The organism is Vulcanimicrobium alpinum (assembly GCF_027923555.1).
Classification (GTDB): Bacteria; Vulcanimicrobiota; Vulcanimicrobiia; order Vulcanimicrobiales; family Vulcanimicrobiaceae; genus Vulcanimicrobium; species Vulcanimicrobium alpinum.
In genome coordinates this window covers 3,055,525-3,072,500 of record NZ_AP025523.1, presented here as the reverse complement: position 1 = coordinate 3,072,500, position 16,976 = coordinate 3,055,525, and the positions used below count along the sequence as shown (strand labels likewise).

The 16,976-nt window shown below is 69.4% G+C and carries 19 protein-coding genes; 10 read left to right on the top strand and 9 right to left on the bottom strand.

Annotated elements, in window-relative coordinates; translation table 11 throughout:
* Window positions 1–92 precede the first annotated feature (92 nt).
* The 5 genes from WPS_RS15715 to WPS_RS15695 are packed head-to-tail and all read left to right on the top strand — an operon-like array spanning window position 93 to window position 5,602.
* Window positions 93–524, top strand: a complete 432-nt coding sequence (locus tag WPS_RS15715) for a cobalamin B12-binding domain-containing protein (protein ID WP_317995403.1) — start codon at window positions 93–95, stop codon at window positions 522–524.
* A gap of 1 nt (window position 525) precedes the next feature.
* Window positions 526–2,007 carry a glutamate--tRNA ligase gene (gene gltX / locus WPS_RS15710; protein WP_317995402.1) on the top strand — a complete coding sequence of 494 codons (1,482 nt, stop codon included), beginning with the start codon at window positions 526–528 and terminating at the stop codon, window positions 2,005–2,007.
* Entirely contained in the window at window positions 2,004–3,362 is a 1,359-nt protein-coding gene (gene glmU, locus WPS_RS15705; protein ID WP_317995401.1) for a bifunctional UDP-N-acetylglucosamine diphosphorylase/glucosamine-1-phosphate N-acetyltransferase GlmU, read from the top strand. The genes gltX and glmU overlap by 4 nt, the downstream gene beginning before the upstream one ends.
* Window positions 3,363–3,422: 60 nt before the next feature.
* Window positions 3,423–4,283 (top strand): FAD-dependent thymidylate synthase, encoded by an 861-nt coding sequence (locus WPS_RS15700; RefSeq protein ID WP_317995400.1) that lies wholly within the window; start codon window positions 3,423–3,425, stop codon window positions 4,281–4,283.
* Between the two features lie 41 nt (window positions 4,284–4,324).
* Entirely contained in the window at window positions 4,325–5,602 is a 1,278-nt protein-coding gene (locus WPS_RS15695; protein WP_317995399.1) for a M48 family metalloprotease, read from the top strand.
* Window positions 5,603–5,615: 13 nt separating this feature from the next.
* On the opposite strand, the gene WPS_RS15690 is transcribed toward WPS_RS15695, so the two are convergent.
* From WPS_RS15690 to WPS_RS15670, 5 genes are read right to left on the bottom strand one after another with little or no spacing between them, the layout of a single operon-like run.
* Window positions 5,616–6,281 carry an amino acid kinase family protein gene (locus WPS_RS15690; RefSeq protein WP_317995398.1) on the bottom strand — a complete coding sequence of 222 codons (666 nt, stop codon included), beginning with the start codon at window positions 6,279–6,281 and terminating at the stop codon, window positions 5,616–5,618.
* Window positions 6,282–6,335: 54 nt separating this feature from the next.
* Complete coding sequence (locus WPS_RS15685; RefSeq protein ID WP_317995397.1) at window positions 6,336–6,833, bottom strand: CAP domain-containing protein; 498 nt, start codon at window positions 6,831–6,833, stop codon at window positions 6,336–6,338.
* Between the two features lie 24 nt (window positions 6,834–6,857).
* Entirely contained in the window at window positions 6,858–7,451 is a 594-nt protein-coding gene (gene pth / locus WPS_RS15680; protein ID WP_317995396.1) for an aminoacyl-tRNA hydrolase, read from the bottom strand.
* A gap of 21 nt (window positions 7,452–7,472) precedes the next feature.
* Window positions 7,473–8,114 (bottom strand): 50S ribosomal protein L25, encoded by a 642-nt coding sequence (locus tag WPS_RS15675; protein WP_317995395.1) that lies wholly within the window; start codon window positions 8,112–8,114, stop codon window positions 7,473–7,475.
* 18 nt (window positions 8,115–8,132) lie between these two features.
* Window positions 8,133–9,191, bottom strand: a complete 1,059-nt coding sequence (locus tag WPS_RS15670; protein ID WP_322107852.1) for a ribose-phosphate diphosphokinase — start codon at window positions 9,189–9,191, stop codon at window positions 8,133–8,135.
* A 187-nt stretch (window positions 9,192–9,378) separates the two neighbouring features.
* On the opposite strand from WPS_RS15670, the gene WPS_RS15665 reads away from it, so the two are divergent.
* The 3 genes from WPS_RS15665 to uvrB all read left to right on the top strand — a co-directional run bounded on the left by WPS_RS15665 (window position 9,379) and on the right by uvrB (window position 12,570).
* Entirely contained in the window at window positions 9,379–9,966 is a 588-nt protein-coding gene (locus tag WPS_RS15665; RefSeq protein WP_317995394.1) for a hypothetical protein, read from the top strand.
* A 128-nt stretch (window positions 9,967–10,094) separates the two neighbouring features.
* On the top strand, window positions 10,095–10,496 hold the full coding sequence (locus WPS_RS15660; RefSeq protein ID WP_317995393.1) for a helix-turn-helix transcriptional regulator: 402 nt from the start codon (window positions 10,095–10,097) through the stop codon (window positions 10,494–10,496).
* 22 nt (window positions 10,497–10,518) lie between these two features.
* Window positions 10,519–12,570: an excinuclease ABC subunit UvrB gene (gene uvrB / locus WPS_RS15655; RefSeq protein WP_317995392.1), complete on the top strand. Its 2,052-nt coding sequence runs from the start codon at window positions 10,519–10,521 to the stop codon at window positions 12,568–12,570.
* 27 nt (window positions 12,571–12,597) lie between these two features.
* Here uvrB and WPS_RS15650 read toward each other — a convergent pair whose 3' ends face one another.
* Entirely contained in the window at window positions 12,598–13,083 is a 486-nt protein-coding gene (locus tag WPS_RS15650; RefSeq protein ID WP_317995391.1) for a peptidoglycan-binding domain-containing protein, read from the bottom strand.
* On the opposite strand from WPS_RS15650, the gene WPS_RS15645 reads away from it, so the two are divergent.
* Window positions 13,082–14,761 carry an ABC transporter substrate-binding protein gene (locus WPS_RS15645; RefSeq protein ID WP_317995390.1) on the top strand — a complete coding sequence of 560 codons (1,680 nt, stop codon included), beginning with the start codon at window positions 13,082–13,084 and terminating at the stop codon, window positions 14,759–14,761. The two genes, WPS_RS15650 and WPS_RS15645, sit on opposite strands and share 2 nt — an antisense overlap.
* Here WPS_RS15645 and WPS_RS15640 read toward each other — a convergent pair.
* A complete protein-coding gene (locus WPS_RS15640; RefSeq protein WP_317997570.1) occupies window positions 14,758–14,910 on the bottom strand; it encodes a putative peptidoglycan binding domain-containing protein in 153 nt (50 codons plus the stop codon). The two genes, WPS_RS15645 and WPS_RS15640, sit on opposite strands and share 4 nt — an antisense overlap.
* On the opposite strand from WPS_RS15640, the gene WPS_RS15635 reads away from it, so the two are divergent.
* Entirely contained in the window at window positions 14,852–15,085 is a 234-nt protein-coding gene (locus WPS_RS15635) for a hypothetical protein (protein WP_317995389.1), read from the top strand. The genes WPS_RS15640 and WPS_RS15635 overlap by 59 nt on opposite strands.
* 33 nt (window positions 15,086–15,118) lie before the next feature.
* Here the strand turns inward: WPS_RS15635 and WPS_RS15630 are convergent, their stop codons facing one another.
* Together WPS_RS15630 and WPS_RS15625 are read right to left on the bottom strand one after the other, a co-directional pair.
* Window positions 15,119–15,619 carry a DUF1028 domain-containing protein gene (locus WPS_RS15630; RefSeq protein ID WP_317995388.1) on the bottom strand — a complete coding sequence of 167 codons (501 nt, stop codon included), beginning with the start codon at window positions 15,617–15,619 and terminating at the stop codon, window positions 15,119–15,121.
* Between the two features lie 3 nt (window positions 15,620–15,622).
* Window positions 15,623–16,966, bottom strand: a complete 1,344-nt coding sequence (locus tag WPS_RS15625) for a hypothetical protein (RefSeq protein WP_317995387.1) — start codon at window positions 16,964–16,966, stop codon at window positions 15,623–15,625.
* Window positions 16,967–16,976 lie beyond the last annotated feature (10 nt).

Below are 16,976 nucleotides of genomic sequence, written 5' to 3'. Positions count from 1 at the left end.
CGTGCGCTGCCACTCACGGTGTTGCGAGCTCGGCCGGGGGAGCCCGCGCCGAAGGCGTGGGGGGCGCGCAGCGAGAGCGGAGCGCTTTGCAAATGACTACTACCAAGGCGCCGGCACGGCCGTTGCGGGTGATCGTTGCGAAGGCCGGCTTGGACGGGCACGATCGCGGTGCGAAGGTGATCGCGCGCGCGCTGCGCGATGCGGGGATGGAAGTGATCTACACGGGGCTCTTCCAGACCCCCGAGCAGATCGTGCAGACGGCGATCCAGGAAGACGCCGACGGGATCGGGCTCTCGATTCTCTCGGGCGCGCACATGACGCTCTTCCCGCTGGTCGTCGAACAGCTCAAGGCGCAAGGCGCCGACGACATAGTGTTCTTCGGCGGCGGAACGATCCCCAACGACGACGCCGCCGAACTCAAGCGGCTTGGCGTGCGCGAGATCTTCACCCCCGGAGCGCCGCTCTCGGAGATCATCGCGTTCGTCGAACGCGAGTGCGGAAAACGCCGCGAACTGGTCGGATAGCTTGAGCGAAACCCCCGCTGCGCGGCGCGTGCGAACGCGCGTCGCGCCGTCACCGACGGGCGATCCGCACGTCGGCACGGCCTATGTTGCTCTCGTGAACTTCTGCTTCGCCAAGAAGCATGGCGGCGAGTTCGTGCTGCGCATCGAGGACACCGATCAGGCCCGCTCGACGCCCGAGTCGGAACGCGCGATCCTCGACGCGCTGCACTGGACCGGCTTGCGCTGGGACGAGGGTCCGGACGTCGGCGGCCCGCACGGCCCGTACCGCCAGAGCGAACGCTCCGCAATCTATCAGCGGTACGCCGCGGAACTGCTGGCGAACGGTCACGCGTTTCGCTGTTTCTGCACCGCCGAGCGGCTCGACGCGATGCGGGCGGCGCAGCGCGCCGCGAAGGTGCCGCAGAAATACGACGGTCACTGTCTCGCGGTGCCGGCGGACGAGTCGGCGCAGCGCGCAGAAGCGCGCGAATCGTTCGTCGTGCGGATGAAGGTGCCGTCGGAAGGCGTCAGCGTCGTGCACGATCTCGCCCGCGGCGACGTCGAGTTCGCATACGCCGACGTCGACATGCAGGTGCTGCTCAAATCCGACGGCCTGCCGACGTATCACCTCGCCAACGTCGTCGACGATCACCTCATGGAGATCACGCACGTGATCCGCGGTGAAGAGTGGATCTCGTCGGCGCCCAAGCACCTCTTGCTCTACGGGTACTTCGGCTGGGAACCGCCGAAGCTCGTGCACCTGCCGCTGCTGCGCAACCCCGACAAATCCAAACTCAGCAAGCGCAAGAACCCGACCGGCATCCTGTTCTACGAGCGGATGGGCTATCTGCCCGACGCGCTGCTCAACTTTCTGGGGCTGCTGCTCGTCCCGCCGCCGGAAGGTCACGAAGTGTTCACGGTGGCGGAGTTCGCCGAACGGCTCCACCTCGAGAAGATCTCGCACGGCGGCCCGGTGTTCGACGTCGCGAAGCTCGACTGGCTCAACGGTCAATACCTGCGCATGCTTTCGACGGACGCGCTGATCGAGCGGACGCGCTATTGGGGCTTCGGCCGCGAGCGCGTCGCGCGGATCGCCGAGCTCGCGAAGTCGCGCGTCGAACGGCTCAGCGATCTCGCGCCCCTCACCGCGTACCTCTTCGCGGGCCGGATTCCGGTGACGGCGGAGTCGTTCGCGCCGGCGAAGCTCGACGCGAATACGGTCCGCAAGGCGCTCGCGCTCGCGATGTGGGGCCTCGACGGCGAGCGCGCTTTCGATCTCGCGACGATCGAACGCGTGCTCAAGGGCATCGCGGAGGCGCTGGCGGTGAAGTTCCGCGACCTCTCGCGCGTGTACTATGTCGCGATGACCGGCAGCACGACGGGCCTGCCGCTGTACGACTCGTTGGAACTGCTCGGCCGCGATCTGGTGCGCGAACGGTTCCGCGTCGCACTCGACGCGCTCGGCGGCGTCAGCGCGAAGGAACAGAAGGAGTGGACGGCATGAGCGCACGCGCGATCGTCCTCGCGGCCGGCAAGGGGACGCGCATGAAATCGGCGCGCCCGAAAGTGCTGCACGCGCTGTGCGGACGCCCGATGCTGTGGTGGGTGCTCGAAGCGCTGCGCGCCGGCGGCGTCGACGACGTCACGGTGGTGACCAACCCCGAACTCGATCCGTCGGTCGCCGCGTTCGGGGCGCGCACGGTCGTGCAGCGCGAGCAGCTCGGGACCGGTCACGCGGTCCGCATCGCGCTCGACGCGCTCCCGCCGCGCGACGGAACGCTCGTCGTCGCCTACGGTGACATGCCGCTGGCCGGCGCGGAGATCTTCGCGGACGTGCAGGCCGCGCTCGACGCCGACGCCGGCACCGCGCTCGCGCTGGTCACCGCGCGGATGCCGCTGCCCTCGAGTTTCGGCCGGATCATCCGCTCGGCCGGCGCGGCCGCCGTCGCGAAGATCGTCGAGTCCAAGGACTGCACGCCGGCCGAGCTCGCCGTCGACGAGATGAACGCGGGGATCTATGCGTACGACGAGGGTGCGTTGCGCGATGCGATCGTGCGCGTGGGAAGCGACAACGCGCAGGGTGAGTTCTATCTCACCGACACGGTCGAGCTGCTGATCGCCGCCGGCCGCCGCGTCGTTCCGGTACCGGCGAGCGACTACCGCTCGGTGCTGGGCGTAAACGATCGCGTCGAGCTTGCGAACGCGCGCGCGGTGCTCAACCGCCGGCTCTGCGAGGACCACATGCGCGCCGGCGTCACGATCGTCGATCCCGCCGCCGTCTCACTCGAGCCCGGCGTGGCGATCGCACCCGACGTGACGATCCTGCCCAACGTGATGCTGTGCGGTGCGACGCGCATCGGCAGCGAAACGGTCGTCGGCCCCAACGCTCGGCTCACGGACGCGGCGATCGGCGAGCGCTGCGAGATCCGCGAGAGTGTCGTCACCGCGAGCGAGATCGGCGACGACGTGAGCGTCGGTCCGTTCGCGCACGTTCGCGGTCACGCGCGGCTCGGCGCCGGCGTGCGGATCGGCAACTTCGTCGAGCTCAAGAACACCGAGATGGCCGAAGGCGCGAAAGCCGCGCATCTCTCGTATCTCGGCGACGCCTCGGTCGGCGAACGCTCCAACATCGGCGCCGGGACGATCACGGCGAACTTCGACGGCGTGCGCAAGAACCGCACGCAGGTCGGCGCCGACGTGCGCATCGGCTCGAACACCGTGCTGGTCGCGCCGGTCGACGTCGGCGACGGCGCGCTCACCGGCGCCGGCGCCGTGGTGACGCGCGACGTTCCCGCCGGCGAACGCGTCGCGGGCGTTCCGGCTCGCACCATCGCAAAGAAGTCCGCACCTTCCCCCTGACGGCCTGGCCGCAGCCGCCGCGCGGATGGAGTTGCCGGACGCACCGGCGAAGCGCCGAGCATGGGATTCTCCGCGCGCGTTCTGCTCGACAGCCTGTCGCCCGGCGGCATCCGCCTGACGACGATGGAAGTGCGGTACCCGCGCTTCATCCACGCCGAACTGATGACGCACCGGGTCTTTTCGCGCAACGCCGCGAGTTCGCGCGCGATCCCGATCCGGACGATGATCGACGCGGTGCGCCGCGACCCCGCGATGCCGATCTGGTGGGGGCGCAATCAGAGCGGGATGCAGGCCCTCGGCGAGATCGATCCCGCGGCGCGCGAAGCGGCGGAGGCCGAATGGCGGCGAGCGCTCGATGACGCGCTCGCGCACGCCGAGCGCCTTGCGGCGCCGGAGATCAACCTGCACAAGCAGCTGGTCAACCGGATTCTCGAGCCGTTCGCGTGGATCACCGTGATCATTACCGCGACCGAATGGTCGAATTTCTTCACCCAGCGCACCCATCCTGACGCGCAGCCGGAGATCAAGCACGCCGCGGAGCTGATGCTGGCGGCGTATCGCGCGAGCGCACCGCGGGCGCTCGGGATCGGTGACTGGCACACGCCGCTGATCCTCGCCGACGAGGAAGCGGTGCTCCCGCTCGACCAGCGGCTGAAGATCAGCGTCGCGCGCTGCGCCCGCGTCTCGTACCTCTCGCACGACGGGACGCGCGATCACGCCAAGGATCTCGACTTGTACGAACGGCTCGTGGGCGGCGGCGCGAACGGACATTGGTCGCCGTTCGAGCACGTCGCGACGCCGGCGTCCGACACGCACGCGTGGTCGGGCAATTTCCGCGGGTGGGAGCAGTACCGCAAGCGCTTCGATCGCGAACACCCCTCGGCGTTTCCCGACGAAGTGCCGGTCGCGGCGTCACGCTGAGGGCCGCTTCGCTGCGTCTGCCGGCCGGCGCGCTGCGCCGGGTGTTCGTGACGATCGCCGCCGTCGTCGCGCTGGCATGCGCGTTCGCACCGCCGCCGGCGAGCGCGCGCACGCGGCTGGATGCGCGCGTCGACGCCCTCTCCGATCGCGTCCTCCTGACGCGCGACGCGGCGGGATTGGTCGACCCCGGCCGCCAGCGACGGGCGCGCGCGATCGCCGACCTGCGGCACGGTGCGTCGATCGGCTGGGCGATCGCGCAGATCCTCGCCGTGTGGTGGCTGTGGCGATCCGGGACCGGCGCGCGCGTGCGCGACATGGTGCGCCGCCGCACGCGCAGCCGCGTCGCGCAGCGTGCGGCGTTCGGCGCGGTGCTCGGTGCGATCGCGCCGATCGCGGCGTTCCCGTTCGCGCTGGTGAGTTATCGCGTCGGGTTCAACGCAGGCGTGACCGACCAGCGCCTCGACGTCTGGATCCTGGGCTACCTGATGCGCGTGCTGCTCGACGCGGCGATCGGCGCGCTCGTCGTGAGCGTCGTGCTCACGCTGGTCGAGAACGTGCGCGCCTGGTATCTCTACGTCGCTGCCGGGCTCTACGGCGGCGCGCTGCTCGCGGTCGCGCTTGCGCCGATCGTTCCGCTGGGGACGCCGCACAAGACGACGCCGCACGCGGTGACGGCGCTGGCGACCGAGGTCGCCCGTGCGGTCGGCGTCCCCGATCGACCGGTCGTCGTGCTGGCGACGTCGCGCCGCGGCAACGCGATGAGCGTGCGGGCCGCCGGCATCGGGCCGACGTCGCGCGCGGTCGTCGGCGACGTCGCGCTCGCGCACGTGACCGAACCCGAGCTGCGCATCGCGCTCGCGCACGCCGACGCGCACGTGCTCACCGCCGATCCCTTGCGTCAGACGCTCTTCGCGGTGACGCTGTTCGTCTTCGGCGCGGCGCTCGCGGTGCTGCTGAGCGACCGCGTCGGCTTCCGCCGCGACGACGACGCGCTCTCGCGGCTCGCCCTCGTCGCGACGTTCCTCGGCCTGGTGCTGATCGTGCTGTATCCGATCTACACCGGCTACGCGCGCAACCTCGAGACGCGCGCCGACCGCATCGCGCTCGCCGCCGTCCCCGACCGCGCGGCGACCGTGCGCGCGATGGTCCGGCTCGCCGACGACGATCTCGTCCCGCTTTGCGACCGCCGCTCGATCCGCTGGTACTTCGACGATCGTCCGGCGCTCGGCGGCCGCATCGCCGCGGCGGCCGGGACGGCCGACCCGTGTCCGGGCGGCGGCCCGGCGACGGCGAACCCGCCGTCCTCGCCGTCGCCCTGACGCGCGCCGCGCGTCAGCCCATGTAGACGGTGCCGGCGACCTGCGTCCCGAGGTGGCGCGCGGTGAGAAACTCGACGATCGCCGCGTGCGCGACGCGGCCGTCGCAGATCTGCGCCGCGCCGACGCCGCCGCGGACGCCGAGCGCCGCCGCGCGCACCGCTGCGCGCAGATCCTCGCCCAGCGTCGTGTCGTCGGCGACCGCGAGCGCCTCGGCCGGCGTGAGCTGATCGACGAGCAGTTGCGTTTTGGCGTCGATCACGCCGCCGCGGTCGTTGAAGAAGATCGCGCGCGCCGCGCCGACCGCGCTCGCGAGCGCCTGCGCGACGTCGTCGGCGGCGACCGCGACGTCGGTTCCGGTGAATCCGAACGCGAGCGGCTCGATCACCGGGACGTAGCCGGCGTCGAGCAGCGTCGTCAGCAGCTTCGTCTGGACCGCGCCGATCGTGCCGGCGGCGGCGGGGATCATCCCCGCGTCGGCGCCGGAGAGACCGACGGCGGCATCGCCGCTGCGGTTCATCGAGCGCACCACCGCGCGGGCGGCGTCGGCCGTCGGAGCGACGACGACGGGGCGCATGCCGAGATTTCCGAGGAACACCAGGTCGCTGAAGAACGTGCCGCCTTCGGCACCGAGCGTCGCTTCATCGACGCGGATCACCATGGTACGGCCGTGCAAGTCCATCGTTGGCTCCTTATTCCCCCAACGCTCGCCGGAGTCCAGCCGATCCACCCGCCGTTAGTCGGAAAACTCCTCGACGTAGAAGATCTCGCCCTCGCCGGCGGCGATCGCGGCGACGCCGAGCCGGTGCGGGTGTGCGTCCATGATGTTCGCGTAGTGGCCGGGACTGCGCAGCAGCGCCGCGTTTGCGTGCGGTTCGTCGCGGTCGAACGCGAGGTTCTCGGCGGCGAAGCGGAAGCGGAAGCCGGCCGACTGGAGGCGGTCGGCGAAGGTCATGCCGTTGGGATCGGTGTGGCCGAAGTAATGGCGGGCCGCCATCTCGCGCGCCACGGTCAGCGCGATCTCGTCGAGCTGGGGGTCCGGCAGGAGCGCGGGGAGGCCGCGCAATGCGCGGGCCGCGTTGACGTCGGCGAAGAGCGCCCGGGCCGCGCCCGTTTGGATCTGCGGCGGGCGCGGATGGACGAAGGCGATGAGAACGGGGCCGTCTTCGGACGCCGACGCGCCGAGCGGAACCGCCAGCGCGAGCGCCGCGACGACGGCTGCGATGCGGAGCATACCGGGACCATCGGCCCGTCTTCGCTAGAGTTTAGGGACGTTGGTCCCGTTCACCCGATTCATCGCGGCGGAGATGCCCTCGGTCCGCCAGATCTCGACCCCGGCGACGGCTCGGTCGACGATCTCGGGGAGCCCCCGGAGCTCCTCGTCGCTGAACGGTCCCAGCACGCGATCGATCGCGTCACCCTCGTGCGAGCGCCCGATTCCGATCCGCAGGCGGGGAAAGCCGGTGCCGAACACGGCGATCAGCGACTTGAGCCCGTTATGGCCGCCGGCCGAGCCCTGCGCCCGCATCCGAAGCGTCCCGAACGGGAGGTCGAGCTCGTCGACCACGACCAGGATCCGCTGCGGCGGGATCTTGTAGAACGTCGCCAGCCCCTGCGCCGGCGGCCCGCTGAGGTTCATGTACGACTGCGGCTTGACCAGCAGGGAGCGCCGGTCGCGGTCGAGCGCGTAGAGCGCCTCGTTCTTTTTCTGCCAGCCGGGCACGCCCCAGCGCTGCGCGAGCTCGTCGACGACGATGAAGCCGGCGTTGTGGCGGGTGCGCGCGTACTTCGCACCCGGGTTCCCCAGGCCGACCACCATCGAGAGCTCGCCGCTCGCGAGCCCGTTCTGCATCGACGAACGCGCGCGCCGCGGTTATTCCGCGGCGGGCTCCGCTGCTTCGGCGGCCGGAGCGGCGGCGGCCGGCGCCGCTTCCTCCTCGGCACCGACGGCGGCGCGGGTGATCTCGACGGCGACCACATTGGTCTCGGGAGGCGTCACCAGGGTGAACCCCTTCGGCAACGGGACCTGCGCTGCGGTGATGTGCTCGTGGACGTTGAGGGCGCTGACGTCGACGGTCAGGACGTCGGGGATCCGGTCGGCCGGGCCTTTGAGCTCGAGGCAGTGGGTGATCACGTCCATCACGCCGCCCTGATCCTTGACGCCGATCGGCGTCCCTTCGGTGACGACGTTGACGGTCGCGAAGATCGTCTCGCCCTTGGTGACGCGCTGGAAGTCGACGCTCAGCGGTTTGCGGCTGATCGGGTCGGTTTCGATGCGGCGCAGCAGCACCGAGTCGGTCTTCCCGGCGACCGACGCCTGCACGATGTGGCTCTTGCTGCCGGAGAGAATCAGGTCGGCGAGTTCTTTTGCGTCGATCGCGATCGGCGTCGCGCTTCCGTGCCCGTAGACGACGCCCGGGACCTTGCCGGCGCGGCGCGCGTGCTGCGCGCCGGTCGTGCCGACCTCGGTGCGGGCTTCGAGGTTGAGAAGTGCGACTGCGTGGGGTTTGGCCATGATGGTGCGGGTGCTGTCCTAACTTGCGGCGACCGCGGCGGGGACCGCCGTGAGGGTCGTGGTGTTGATGGGCGAGGGTTCTTCGAGCTTGCCGGCCGGCGGTGCCGGCGTTTCGGCGTCGTCGGCGGCGAAGAGTTCGGAGACCGAACGGTTGGCGGTGATGCGTTTGATCGCGTCGGCGAGGATCTGCGCGATCTCGAGGTGTTCGACTTTCGCCGAGTCGATCGTGCGCGGGATCGTGTTGGTGACGATGACGCGGTTGATCTCCGACTTCTCGAACTGGGCGATCGCGTCACCGGCGAAGATGCCGTGCGTCGCGAGCGTGTAGACGTCGGTCGCGCCGCGTTTGCGCAGCGCCTCGGCCGCCTTCACGAGCGTGCCGCCGGTGGAGATCATGTCGTCGACCACGACGGCGATCTTCCCCTGCACGTCGCCGACGATGTGCGTGACTTCCGAGACGTCGGGTTCCGGGCGGCGCTTGATGATCACCGCGAGCGTCGATTTGAGCCGCTTGGCGAACGTCTCCGCGCGCGGAACGCCGCCGGCGTCGGGTGAGACGACCACGACGCGGTCGCCTTCGAGCTTCATCTGCTTGAGGTAGTTGCAGAGCGTCGGCGCCGCCATCAGGTTGTCGACCGGGATGTCGAAGAAGCCCTGGATCTGCGCGGCGTGGAGGTCGAGCGTGACGATCCGCTCGGCGCCCGCGCGCTCAATCATGTTTGCGACCAGCTTGGCCGAGATCGGCTCGCGGCCTTTCGTCTTCTTGTCCTGCTTCGCGTAGCCGTAGTATGGGATCACCGCCGTGATGCGGTTCGCCGACGCGCGGCGCAGCGCGTCGATGATCAGCAGCAGTTCCATTACCGAGTCGTTCACCGTCGCGCCGTGCGGCGAGCGGCACAGCGACTGCACGACGAAGACCTCGGCGCCGCGCACGTTCTCGCGGATCTCGATGCGGCACTCGTCGTTCTTGAAGCGATCGACCAGCGCGTTGCCCACGCGCGTCTGCATCCGCTTCGCGATCTCGTCCGCCAACTGGCGGTTGGAAGTCCCGCTGAACAACAGGGGCGGCTGGATCACGGACGGGCTCCTTCTGCCTCCGGAAGCGCCTCGGCGCACAGGGGAAGCGTTCTATATCGTTCGGGCAGGCCCGTCCGACGGTCCTGGCTGGTCGAATCCTACGTACCGGCCGTGCGCCACTTTGCGTAGTTCCGCGGACGCGCCGATCGCGGCATCGGCGTAGCGTTGGCCTCGGGAGGAGAGACCAATGACCGCTTACCGTTCCCTGACCGCTTTCGCCGTTGCGAATGTCCTGGGCCTCGCATCCGCGAATGCCGCTACGATCACGATGTCGCCCTTGCCGTCCGCTCAGGCCGGAACGATCGCCACGGTCACCAGCTGCGCGGCCGATCGGGCTGCGAGCTACGCGGGCCCGGCGGCTTCCGATGACCGGGAATCGCGCGCGAGATGGAGATCGAACGGACGGCTGCGTGCGTCCGACGAGTTCGTATCCTGCGGAAACCGCTGGCTCGACGACGCCGCACTCGCCACCGCGCGCACGCTGCACTACCGGCCCGAAATCCGCAACTGCGCGGAGTGCCATCTGCGGCGCGGGCGCTTTGCGGACGCCCTCTCGTGCTTGAACGAAGCAGCTCCGCTCTTCGATGCCGTCGATTTTCCCGGCTTCGTGTTCGCCAAGCTGACCGCTGTGTCGATGCGGCTTTCCACGCACATGCTGCGCCCTGAACTCACCGGCTATCTCGACGCCGATCGCATGCTCGAAAGCTGCTCCCGGAGCGGGGGCGCCGTTCATCGGCGAGATGGCCAGCGCATTCGCCGAATCGTATGCCGGTGAAGGGCGCTATGACGACGCTGCAGCGCTGCTGCATCGAACGCTCGCTGTGTGCGGGCGCGGGTTCTCGCAGTATCGCGTGATGATGGCGGCCGCCGCATACGCGCGACCCGGCGACGTCGAGATCGCGCGTGCATCGCTTGCGGCGTGGCGCGTCCCAACAACCCGCTCGGGCTCGCGTACCTCGCTGTTCGACGCTACGGCGGCCGCGCCGCGGCGGCGACCGCGACACGGCACGCGCGCGCCGCAAGGTGGCGTCGCGCTGCGCGGAGCTGAATCTGCCGCACCAGCGCGCGCAAGCGCTGGAGCTTACCGGCAATGTCGCGCCCAACGAGCCGGCCCCGCGCGAGCGCGAAGTGAGCGGCCTGCTTCCCGCGGGTAAGTCGAATCGCGCGGTGGCCGCCGAACTCGCGATCAGCGAGCGCACCGTCGAGAAGCACGTTGAAGCGATTCTCGCCAAGCTCGGCTTCTCGTCGCGGAGCGAACTCGCCGCGCGCCGCGGTCGCGCGGGGGCGTCAACCTCTTCGCCGTAGTTGCGGTTCAGGGGGAAGCCGCATGCCGAAATTTGAGCTCGTCTCGTCGTATCCGCTGGCCGGAGACCAGCCCTCCGCCACCCAGGCGCTCGCGGAGGGCGTCCTGCGGGGCGACCGCGCCCAGACCATGCTCGGCGTGACCGGCTCCGGCAAGACGATGGCGATGGCGCGCATCGTCGAACTGGTCCAGAAGCCGACGCTCGTCCTCTGCCACAACAAGACGCTCGCCGCGCAGCTCTGCGCCGAGTTCCGCGACTTCTTCCCGAACAACGCGGTCGAGTATTTCGTCTCGTACTTCGACTACTACCAGCCCGAAGCGTACATCGCGCACACTGATACCTACATCGCGAAGGACTCGTCGATCAACGACGAGATCGAGCGCCTGCGGCATTCGGCGACCCAATCGCTGCTGACCCGCCCCGATACGCTGATCGTCGCCTCCGTCTCGTGCATCTACGGGCTCGGCTCGCCGGCCGACTACATGGAGATGTCGGCCGACATCCGGGTCGGCCAGTCGCTGGACCGCGACGATTTTCTGCGCAAGCTGATCGGGATGCAGTACCGCCGCAACGATCTCAACCTCGTGCGCGGCACGTTCCGCGTGCGCGGCGACACGCTCGAGTTCGTCGGCGTCGACGAGGAGCTGGTGCACCGCATCGAGTTCTTCGGCGACGAGATCGAGGCGATCAACGTCGTCAACCAGCTCACCGGCGAGTACGTCACGTCGAAGGACGAGCTGAAGATCTTCCCGGCCAAGCACTACATCACGCCCGACGAGAAACTGCGCCGTGCGATCGTCGCGATCGAAAACGAGCTCGAGGAGCGGCTGAAGTTCTTCAAGAGCGAAGGCAAACTGCTCGAAGCGCAGCGGCTCGAGCAGCGCACGCGGTACGACCTCGACATGCTGCGCGAAGTCGGCTACTGCAACGGCGTCGAGAACTACTCGGGGCCGCTCTCGGGGCGCGAGTCCGGCTCGACGCCGTGGACGCTGCTCGACTTCCTGCCCAAGGACTGGCTTCTGCTCGTCGACGAATCGCACGTCACGCTGCCGCAGGTGCACGGGATGCACGGCGGCGACCGCTCGCGGAAACTCTCGCTGGTCGAGCACGGCTTCCGGCTCCCCTCCGCGCTCGACAACCGGCCGCTGACGTTCGACGAGTTCCAAGCGCACATCAACCAGGTGATCTACGTCTCGGCGACGCCGGCGACGTACGAGATCGGCAAGTCGGCGCAGGTCGTCGAGATGATCATCCGTCCGACGGGATTGGTCGACCCGGAGGTCGAGGTGCGGCCGACGCGCCACCAGGTCGACGATCTCATGGACGAGATCCGCAAGCGCGCCGAGAAGAACGAACGCGTCCTCGTCACCACGCTGACGAAGAAGATGGCCGAGGATCTCACCGACTATCTGCTCGAGAACGGGATCCGCGTGCGGTACCTGCACAGCGAGGTCGAGACGCTCGAGCGCATCGCGATCCTGCGCGATCTGCGCAAGGGCGAGTTCGACGTGCTGGTCGGGATCAATCTGCTGCGCGAAGGGCTCGACCTGCCCGAGGTCTCGCTGGTCGGGATCCTCGACGCCGACAAGGAAGGCTATCTGCGCTCGGGGACGTCGCTGATCCAGACGATCGGCCGCGCGGCGCGCAACGTCGAGGGCAAGGTCATCATGTACGCCGACGTCGTCACCGAGTCGATGGCGAAAGCGCTCGGCGAGACGAAGCGCCGCCGCGAGAAACAGGTGGCGTTCAACCTCGAGCACGGCATCGAGCCGCGCACGATCCGCAAGGAGGTCCACGACATCCTCAGTCTCATCGGCGGCGGCGAAGGCGGCAACGACGCCGCGGCTGCGGTGCGCGCGGAGCGCCTGCCGCGCGAGGTCGCCGAAGCGATGGCGAAAGAGATCGAACGCAAGATGCGCGACGCCGCCGCCAACCTCGAATTCGAGAAGGCCGCGGCGCTGCGCGACGAACTCGTCAACCTGCGCAAACAGATCGGCGGCAACGAAAGCGTGCTCTTCCAAGGCAAAGCCCCGAAGATCTTCCAGCACGCCCTCAAAGAACTCATCGGCACCTAACGCGCGTCACGCCGGCTCAGCGCGACTTCAGACTGTCGTTGCGCCCGCGAGGGATGCCAGCGTTGCGCCGGCGGCGCCGGCGGGGATCCACCAGGTCGCGTCGCCGACGATGCCGTCGGCGTATGTGCCGCGCGCGCTTTGATAGGCCTTCACCGCGGCCGTCGTTTGCGGACCGAAGATGCCGTCGATCGGCCCAGGATCGGTTGCGCTCCCCGCGCCGCCGTACGCCAGCAGGCCGGTCTGCAGCGCCGAGACTGCGGGTCCCGACGATCCGGCCGCGAGCTGCGGCGTGCGGGGATCGGCCGGCAGCGCGCTCCACGTCGCAGGCCCGACGATGCCGTCGGCGGTGAGTCCGCTCGACTGCTGGAACGTCTGTACCGATGCCGTCGTCTGCGGTCCGAAGATCCCGTCGATGCCGGTGTAGTCCAGCAGCTTCATCATCACCAACAGCCGCTGGACGCGCCGCACGTCGTCCCCGGTCGATCCGGCGCTCAGCAGAGGTCCGCTGTTCATGATCCACCTTGCTCTCGTCCGGCGACGGAGGCTTGCGCGCGTCCGTTGGTGCGACCTCGCTCGTGCCGCGTGCGCCGCCGCACTCCTCGCCGGCTGCGCGCAGCAGCCGGCGGCCCAGACCGCGCGGCCGGCCGGCACCCATCCGTGGACGATCCCGGGCAAACTGCGCATCGGGATCGCCGGTACGCTGAACACGCTCGACCCGATCCTCTCGACGCAGCAGATCGAAGCGTTTGCGCAGACGTTCGTGCTCGATCCGCTGATCGCGACCGACCCCGCCGGCCGTGACGTCCCGGTGCTCGCGGCCGAGGTGCCGACGCTCGAAAACGGCGGGATCTCGCGCGACGGCCTTACGATCACCTATCATCTTCGGCACGGGGTGAAATGGCACGACGGCGCGCCGTTCACCAGTCGCGACGTCGCGTTCACCGTCGCGGCGATCATGAACCCCAACACCAACGTCGCGACGCGTCACGGCTACGACCGGATCGCGCGCGTCGAGACGCCGGACGCGTACACGGTCGTGTTCCGCCTGAAAGCGCCGTTCGCGCCGGCGGTTCACACGTTTTTCGCGCACAGCGACGCGCCCTACATGATCATGCCCGCGCACCTGCTCGCGAAGTATCACGATCTCAACCGCGTGCCGTTCAACGAGAGCCCGGTGGGGACCGGTCCGTTCAAGATCGAGCGCTGGGTGCGCGGCGACCGCATCGAGTACGTTCGCAATCCCGGCTACTTTCTGGGAAAGCCCAGGCTGCAGTCGATCGAACTCCGCTTCGTCCCCGACGAGAACACGCTGGTCAACCAGCTGCGCGCGCACGAGATCGACTGGTTCGCGCAGGCGACGCCGCGTGTCTATCCGCAGTTGAAAACGATCGACGGCGTCGACGTGCGGCTCGTTCCGTTCAACGGCAACGATGCGATCATCATCAACCTGTCCCGGCTGCCGCTCGACGACGTACGCGTCCGGCGTGCGATCGGCCTCGCGATCGACAAGGGACAGCTCGTGCGCGATGCGACGTTCGGCACCACCGTCGCCGCGACGGAAGACCTGCCGCCGCTGTTGTGGGCGTTCGATCCGCGGGCCGGGACCAGCCGTCGCGATCTGCCGCGGGCGCGCGCCCTGCTCGACGCGGCCGGCTGGCACGCCGGCGTCGACGGGATCCGCGCGCGCAACGGGAAGCGCCTGGAGCTCGGCGTCGCGTATCGCAGCGACAGCGCGACGGACCGTCAGCGCAGTGTGCTCATCGCGTCGATGCTGCGCGAGGCCGGGATCGAGATTGCGCTCAAGGGGTACACGACAGCGCTGCTCTACGGGGCGCCCGGGAACGGGATCCTCGCCGACGGGAAGTACGACCTCGGCCTGCAGACCTGGTACGCCGGGTCCGATCCCGACGATTCGACGCAGCTGCTCTGCAGCGAGCTCGCGCCGCACGGCTACAACTGGTCGCGGTACTGCAGTCCCGAGATGGACGCCGCGCAGAAGATCGCGCTGACGAACTACGACCGCCCGACGCGCAAACGCGCCTACGCGACGATCGAGTCGCTGCTCGCGCGCGACGCGCCGTTCATCTACCTCTGGTGGCCGCGCCAGATCGAAGCCGTGAGCACCGACCTCAAGAACTTCCGCCCCAACGGCATCGTGGAATCCTGGAACGCCTGGCAGTTCGAGATCTAACGGGTCGACGCGACGGCGTGCAGATAGTCTAGGGTTTGGCGGTCGATCGTGTTGTCGGTGCGGGCGCGGTTCTCGAGGTTCTCGACGTGCATGAACGCGACGAGCGCCTCGCGCGCCGCGTCGTCGTACGGGCCTTCATCGTGCGGCAGGGCGCCGGCGCGGGCAAGATGCGCGACGATCGTGCGGCCGAAGCGCGTCGTCGATCGTCAGCACGTCCTCCGGAGCGGGTGGGAAGAAATAGAGTTTGTGCAGCTCGAGCAGCCGCGCGAGCTCGTCGATCGGTGCGGAATGATCGTCGACGCGCAGGTCGACGTAGCGATCTGAAGCCGCCGTAGCCGCCGCCGGGTTTAAGGACGATCAGCGCGGCGCTCTGCTGGCCGCGCTTGTCGCCGCCTTCGCGCTGACCGGCGCGAGTGCGGCGACGAGGCGGTCGGCGAGCGTTCCGCGCGCGCTCGTGTACGTCGACGCCATCGCCTCGACGACGCCGGGCCCGGCCAGGCAATTCCCCTGCGCTGCGTAGACGTCTCCGGCGACGCCGCCCGCCCACGGGATGCAGCCGCTTCCGGTATACGTCGCGGCGCGTCCGTCGAGCGCGACGATCCCGAACTGCCGGTCGGCGGCGTTCGGATCGCCCGTGATCAGCGTCTGCGCGATCATCTCCGGCGACTCTCCGGCGCGCAGCAGGTCGAGCGTGCGCGGGCCGAAGGCCGTGTTCGTCCAGGCTTGCGTCGCGATCGCGCCGGCGTCGCTCGCGAGCCACGGCACGACCGCGCCGACCGAGAGAAACTTCGACTGCACGGCGATGCCGATTTCGTGCGCGCCCGGATCGGTCGCGACGATCGAGAACGTAGAGAGCACGTTCTACGCGCGCGACGCGGCGACGAGCGTCGCGTAGGCCGTTTCCGGCCGCGCCACGTCGCCGTGGCTGGAGATCGACGCGTCGCCGTTGAGGTTGCGCACGATCGCCGGTGCCTGCACCGGCGCGTATGCCGTCCCGGCCGGCCCGAGCGTGTCCTCGAACGCCTCGGGCGTCGCACGCGCGCCGTCGGCGCCCATGCCGCCGTAGGGGTTGACGAAGACGGCGGCGCCGATCTGACGCGCCAACGCCGACGCGATCGGATATGCGAGGCCGACGGCGAGATCGTGGATGCTGTGCGTGATCTGTATCTCGCGCGCGACCTTCGCCCCGGTGAGCACGCTGCGGAACATTCCGTCGGTATTGGGCTGGTAGTCGTGCGCGAGCCCGTAGTGCGAGTACGCCGCCTGCAGCAGCATCATCGTTGCGACCTGATGTCCGGCGATGCCGCCGGTGAGCGCGTTCGCGGCCGCCGTGACGAGACGTCCGCCGAAACTGTGTCCGATCAGATGCACCGTCGCGTCCGGGACGGCGACCATCGCCTTCGCGAGCGTCTGCGCGACGCCGGTCCGGCCGGTCACGCCCGCGCGTTCCTTCATCGTCCAGTACGTCGTCACGTTGGCGAGCACGAGCGCCGCGTTCTTGATCGCACCGAGCGGGTTGAAGCCGGCCGCGCCGCCGATCGCCGCGGCGCCGCCGGCGTGTGCGGCGACGGCCGCCGCGGCGGGACCGGCGTGCAGGTTCGCCACGATCTGCGCGAGCACGTCGTGCCCCGCGCTCGTGTTGAGCGCGTTCAGCCCCGTGTCGAGTCCGGGATCGGGCTCCTGCGGCGGGTGCGGGAACGCCGCGGCGAGCGCGGCGACGAAGTCGTCCTGCGCGCTGCGGCTCACGCTGAGCTGCGGAATCACCGCGATCGCGTGATCGAGCAGCGCGGCCGCCGCGGGATCGTCGGCGACCTGCTTGAGCACCCTCACCTGCGCCGCGATCTGCTGATCGACCGTGTCCGCGCCGATCCCCGCCGCGGCGCCCGGTGCCGAACCGGACGCGGCGGCGAACGCGTTCTCGTCGAACTTCTTCGACGGCCAGATCACGCCCAACGCGAAGCACTCGGCCTGCGTCGCGTCCCACTCCGTGACCGCGCCCCACACCTGATCGGCCGCGGAGAAGAAGCGCTGGTACAGATCGAGCGCTTCGGCTTCGTCGTTGTTCCAGCCGTGCGAGATGACGAACAGATGGCGCGGCGCCTGCGCCGTGACCTCGCCGAGGAACGCGCTCTCGTCCGCATCGGTCACCGCGCCGCCGTCGTCGTAGTGCACGAGCGCGGCGTTCATCGTCCCCAGCGCGATCATGGCGAACCCT

Coding starts and splice junctions, on each gene's coding strand:
- WPS_RS15715 (WP_317995403.1), top strand. CDS start 93: ATGACTACTACCAAGGCGCCGGCACGGCCGTTGCGGGTGATCGTTGCG.
- glmU (WP_317995401.1), top strand. CDS start 2,004: ATGAGCGCACGCGCGATCGTCCTCGCGGCCGGCAAGGGGACGCGCATG.
- WPS_RS15700 (WP_317995400.1), top strand. CDS start 3,423: ATGGGATTCTCCGCGCGCGTTCTGCTCGACAGCCTGTCGCCCGGCGGC.
- WPS_RS15690 (WP_317995398.1), bottom strand. CDS start 6,281: ATGGACTTGCACGGCCGTACCATGGTGATCCGCGTCGATGAAGCGACG.
- WPS_RS15685 (WP_317995397.1), bottom strand. CDS start 6,833: ATGCTCCGCATCGCAGCCGTCGTCGCGGCGCTCGCGCTGGCGGTTCCG.
- pth (WP_317995396.1), bottom strand. CDS start 7,451: ATGCAGAACGGGCTCGCGAGCGGCGAGCTCTCGATGGTGGTCGGCCTG.
- WPS_RS15675 (WP_317995395.1), bottom strand. CDS start 8,114: ATGGCCAAACCCCACGCAGTCGCACTTCTCAACCTCGAAGCCCGCACC.
- WPS_RS15665 (WP_317995394.1), top strand. CDS start 9,379: ATGACCGCTTACCGTTCCCTGACCGCTTTCGCCGTTGCGAATGTCCTG.
- uvrB (WP_317995392.1), top strand. CDS start 10,519: ATGCCGAAATTTGAGCTCGTCTCGTCGTATCCGCTGGCCGGAGACCAG.
- WPS_RS15645 (WP_317995390.1), top strand. CDS start 13,082: ATGATCCACCTTGCTCTCGTCCGGCGACGGAGGCTTGCGCGCGTCCGT.
- WPS_RS15650 (WP_317995391.1), bottom strand. CDS start 13,083: ATGAACAGCGGACCTCTGCTGAGCGCCGGATCGACCGGGGACGACGTG.
- WPS_RS15635 (WP_317995389.1), top strand. CDS start 14,852: ATGAACGCGACGAGCGCCTCGCGCGCCGCGTCGTCGTACGGGCCTTCA.
- WPS_RS15625 (WP_317995387.1), bottom strand. CDS start 16,966: ATGATCGCGCTGGGGACGATGAACGCCGCGCTCGTGCACTACGACGAC.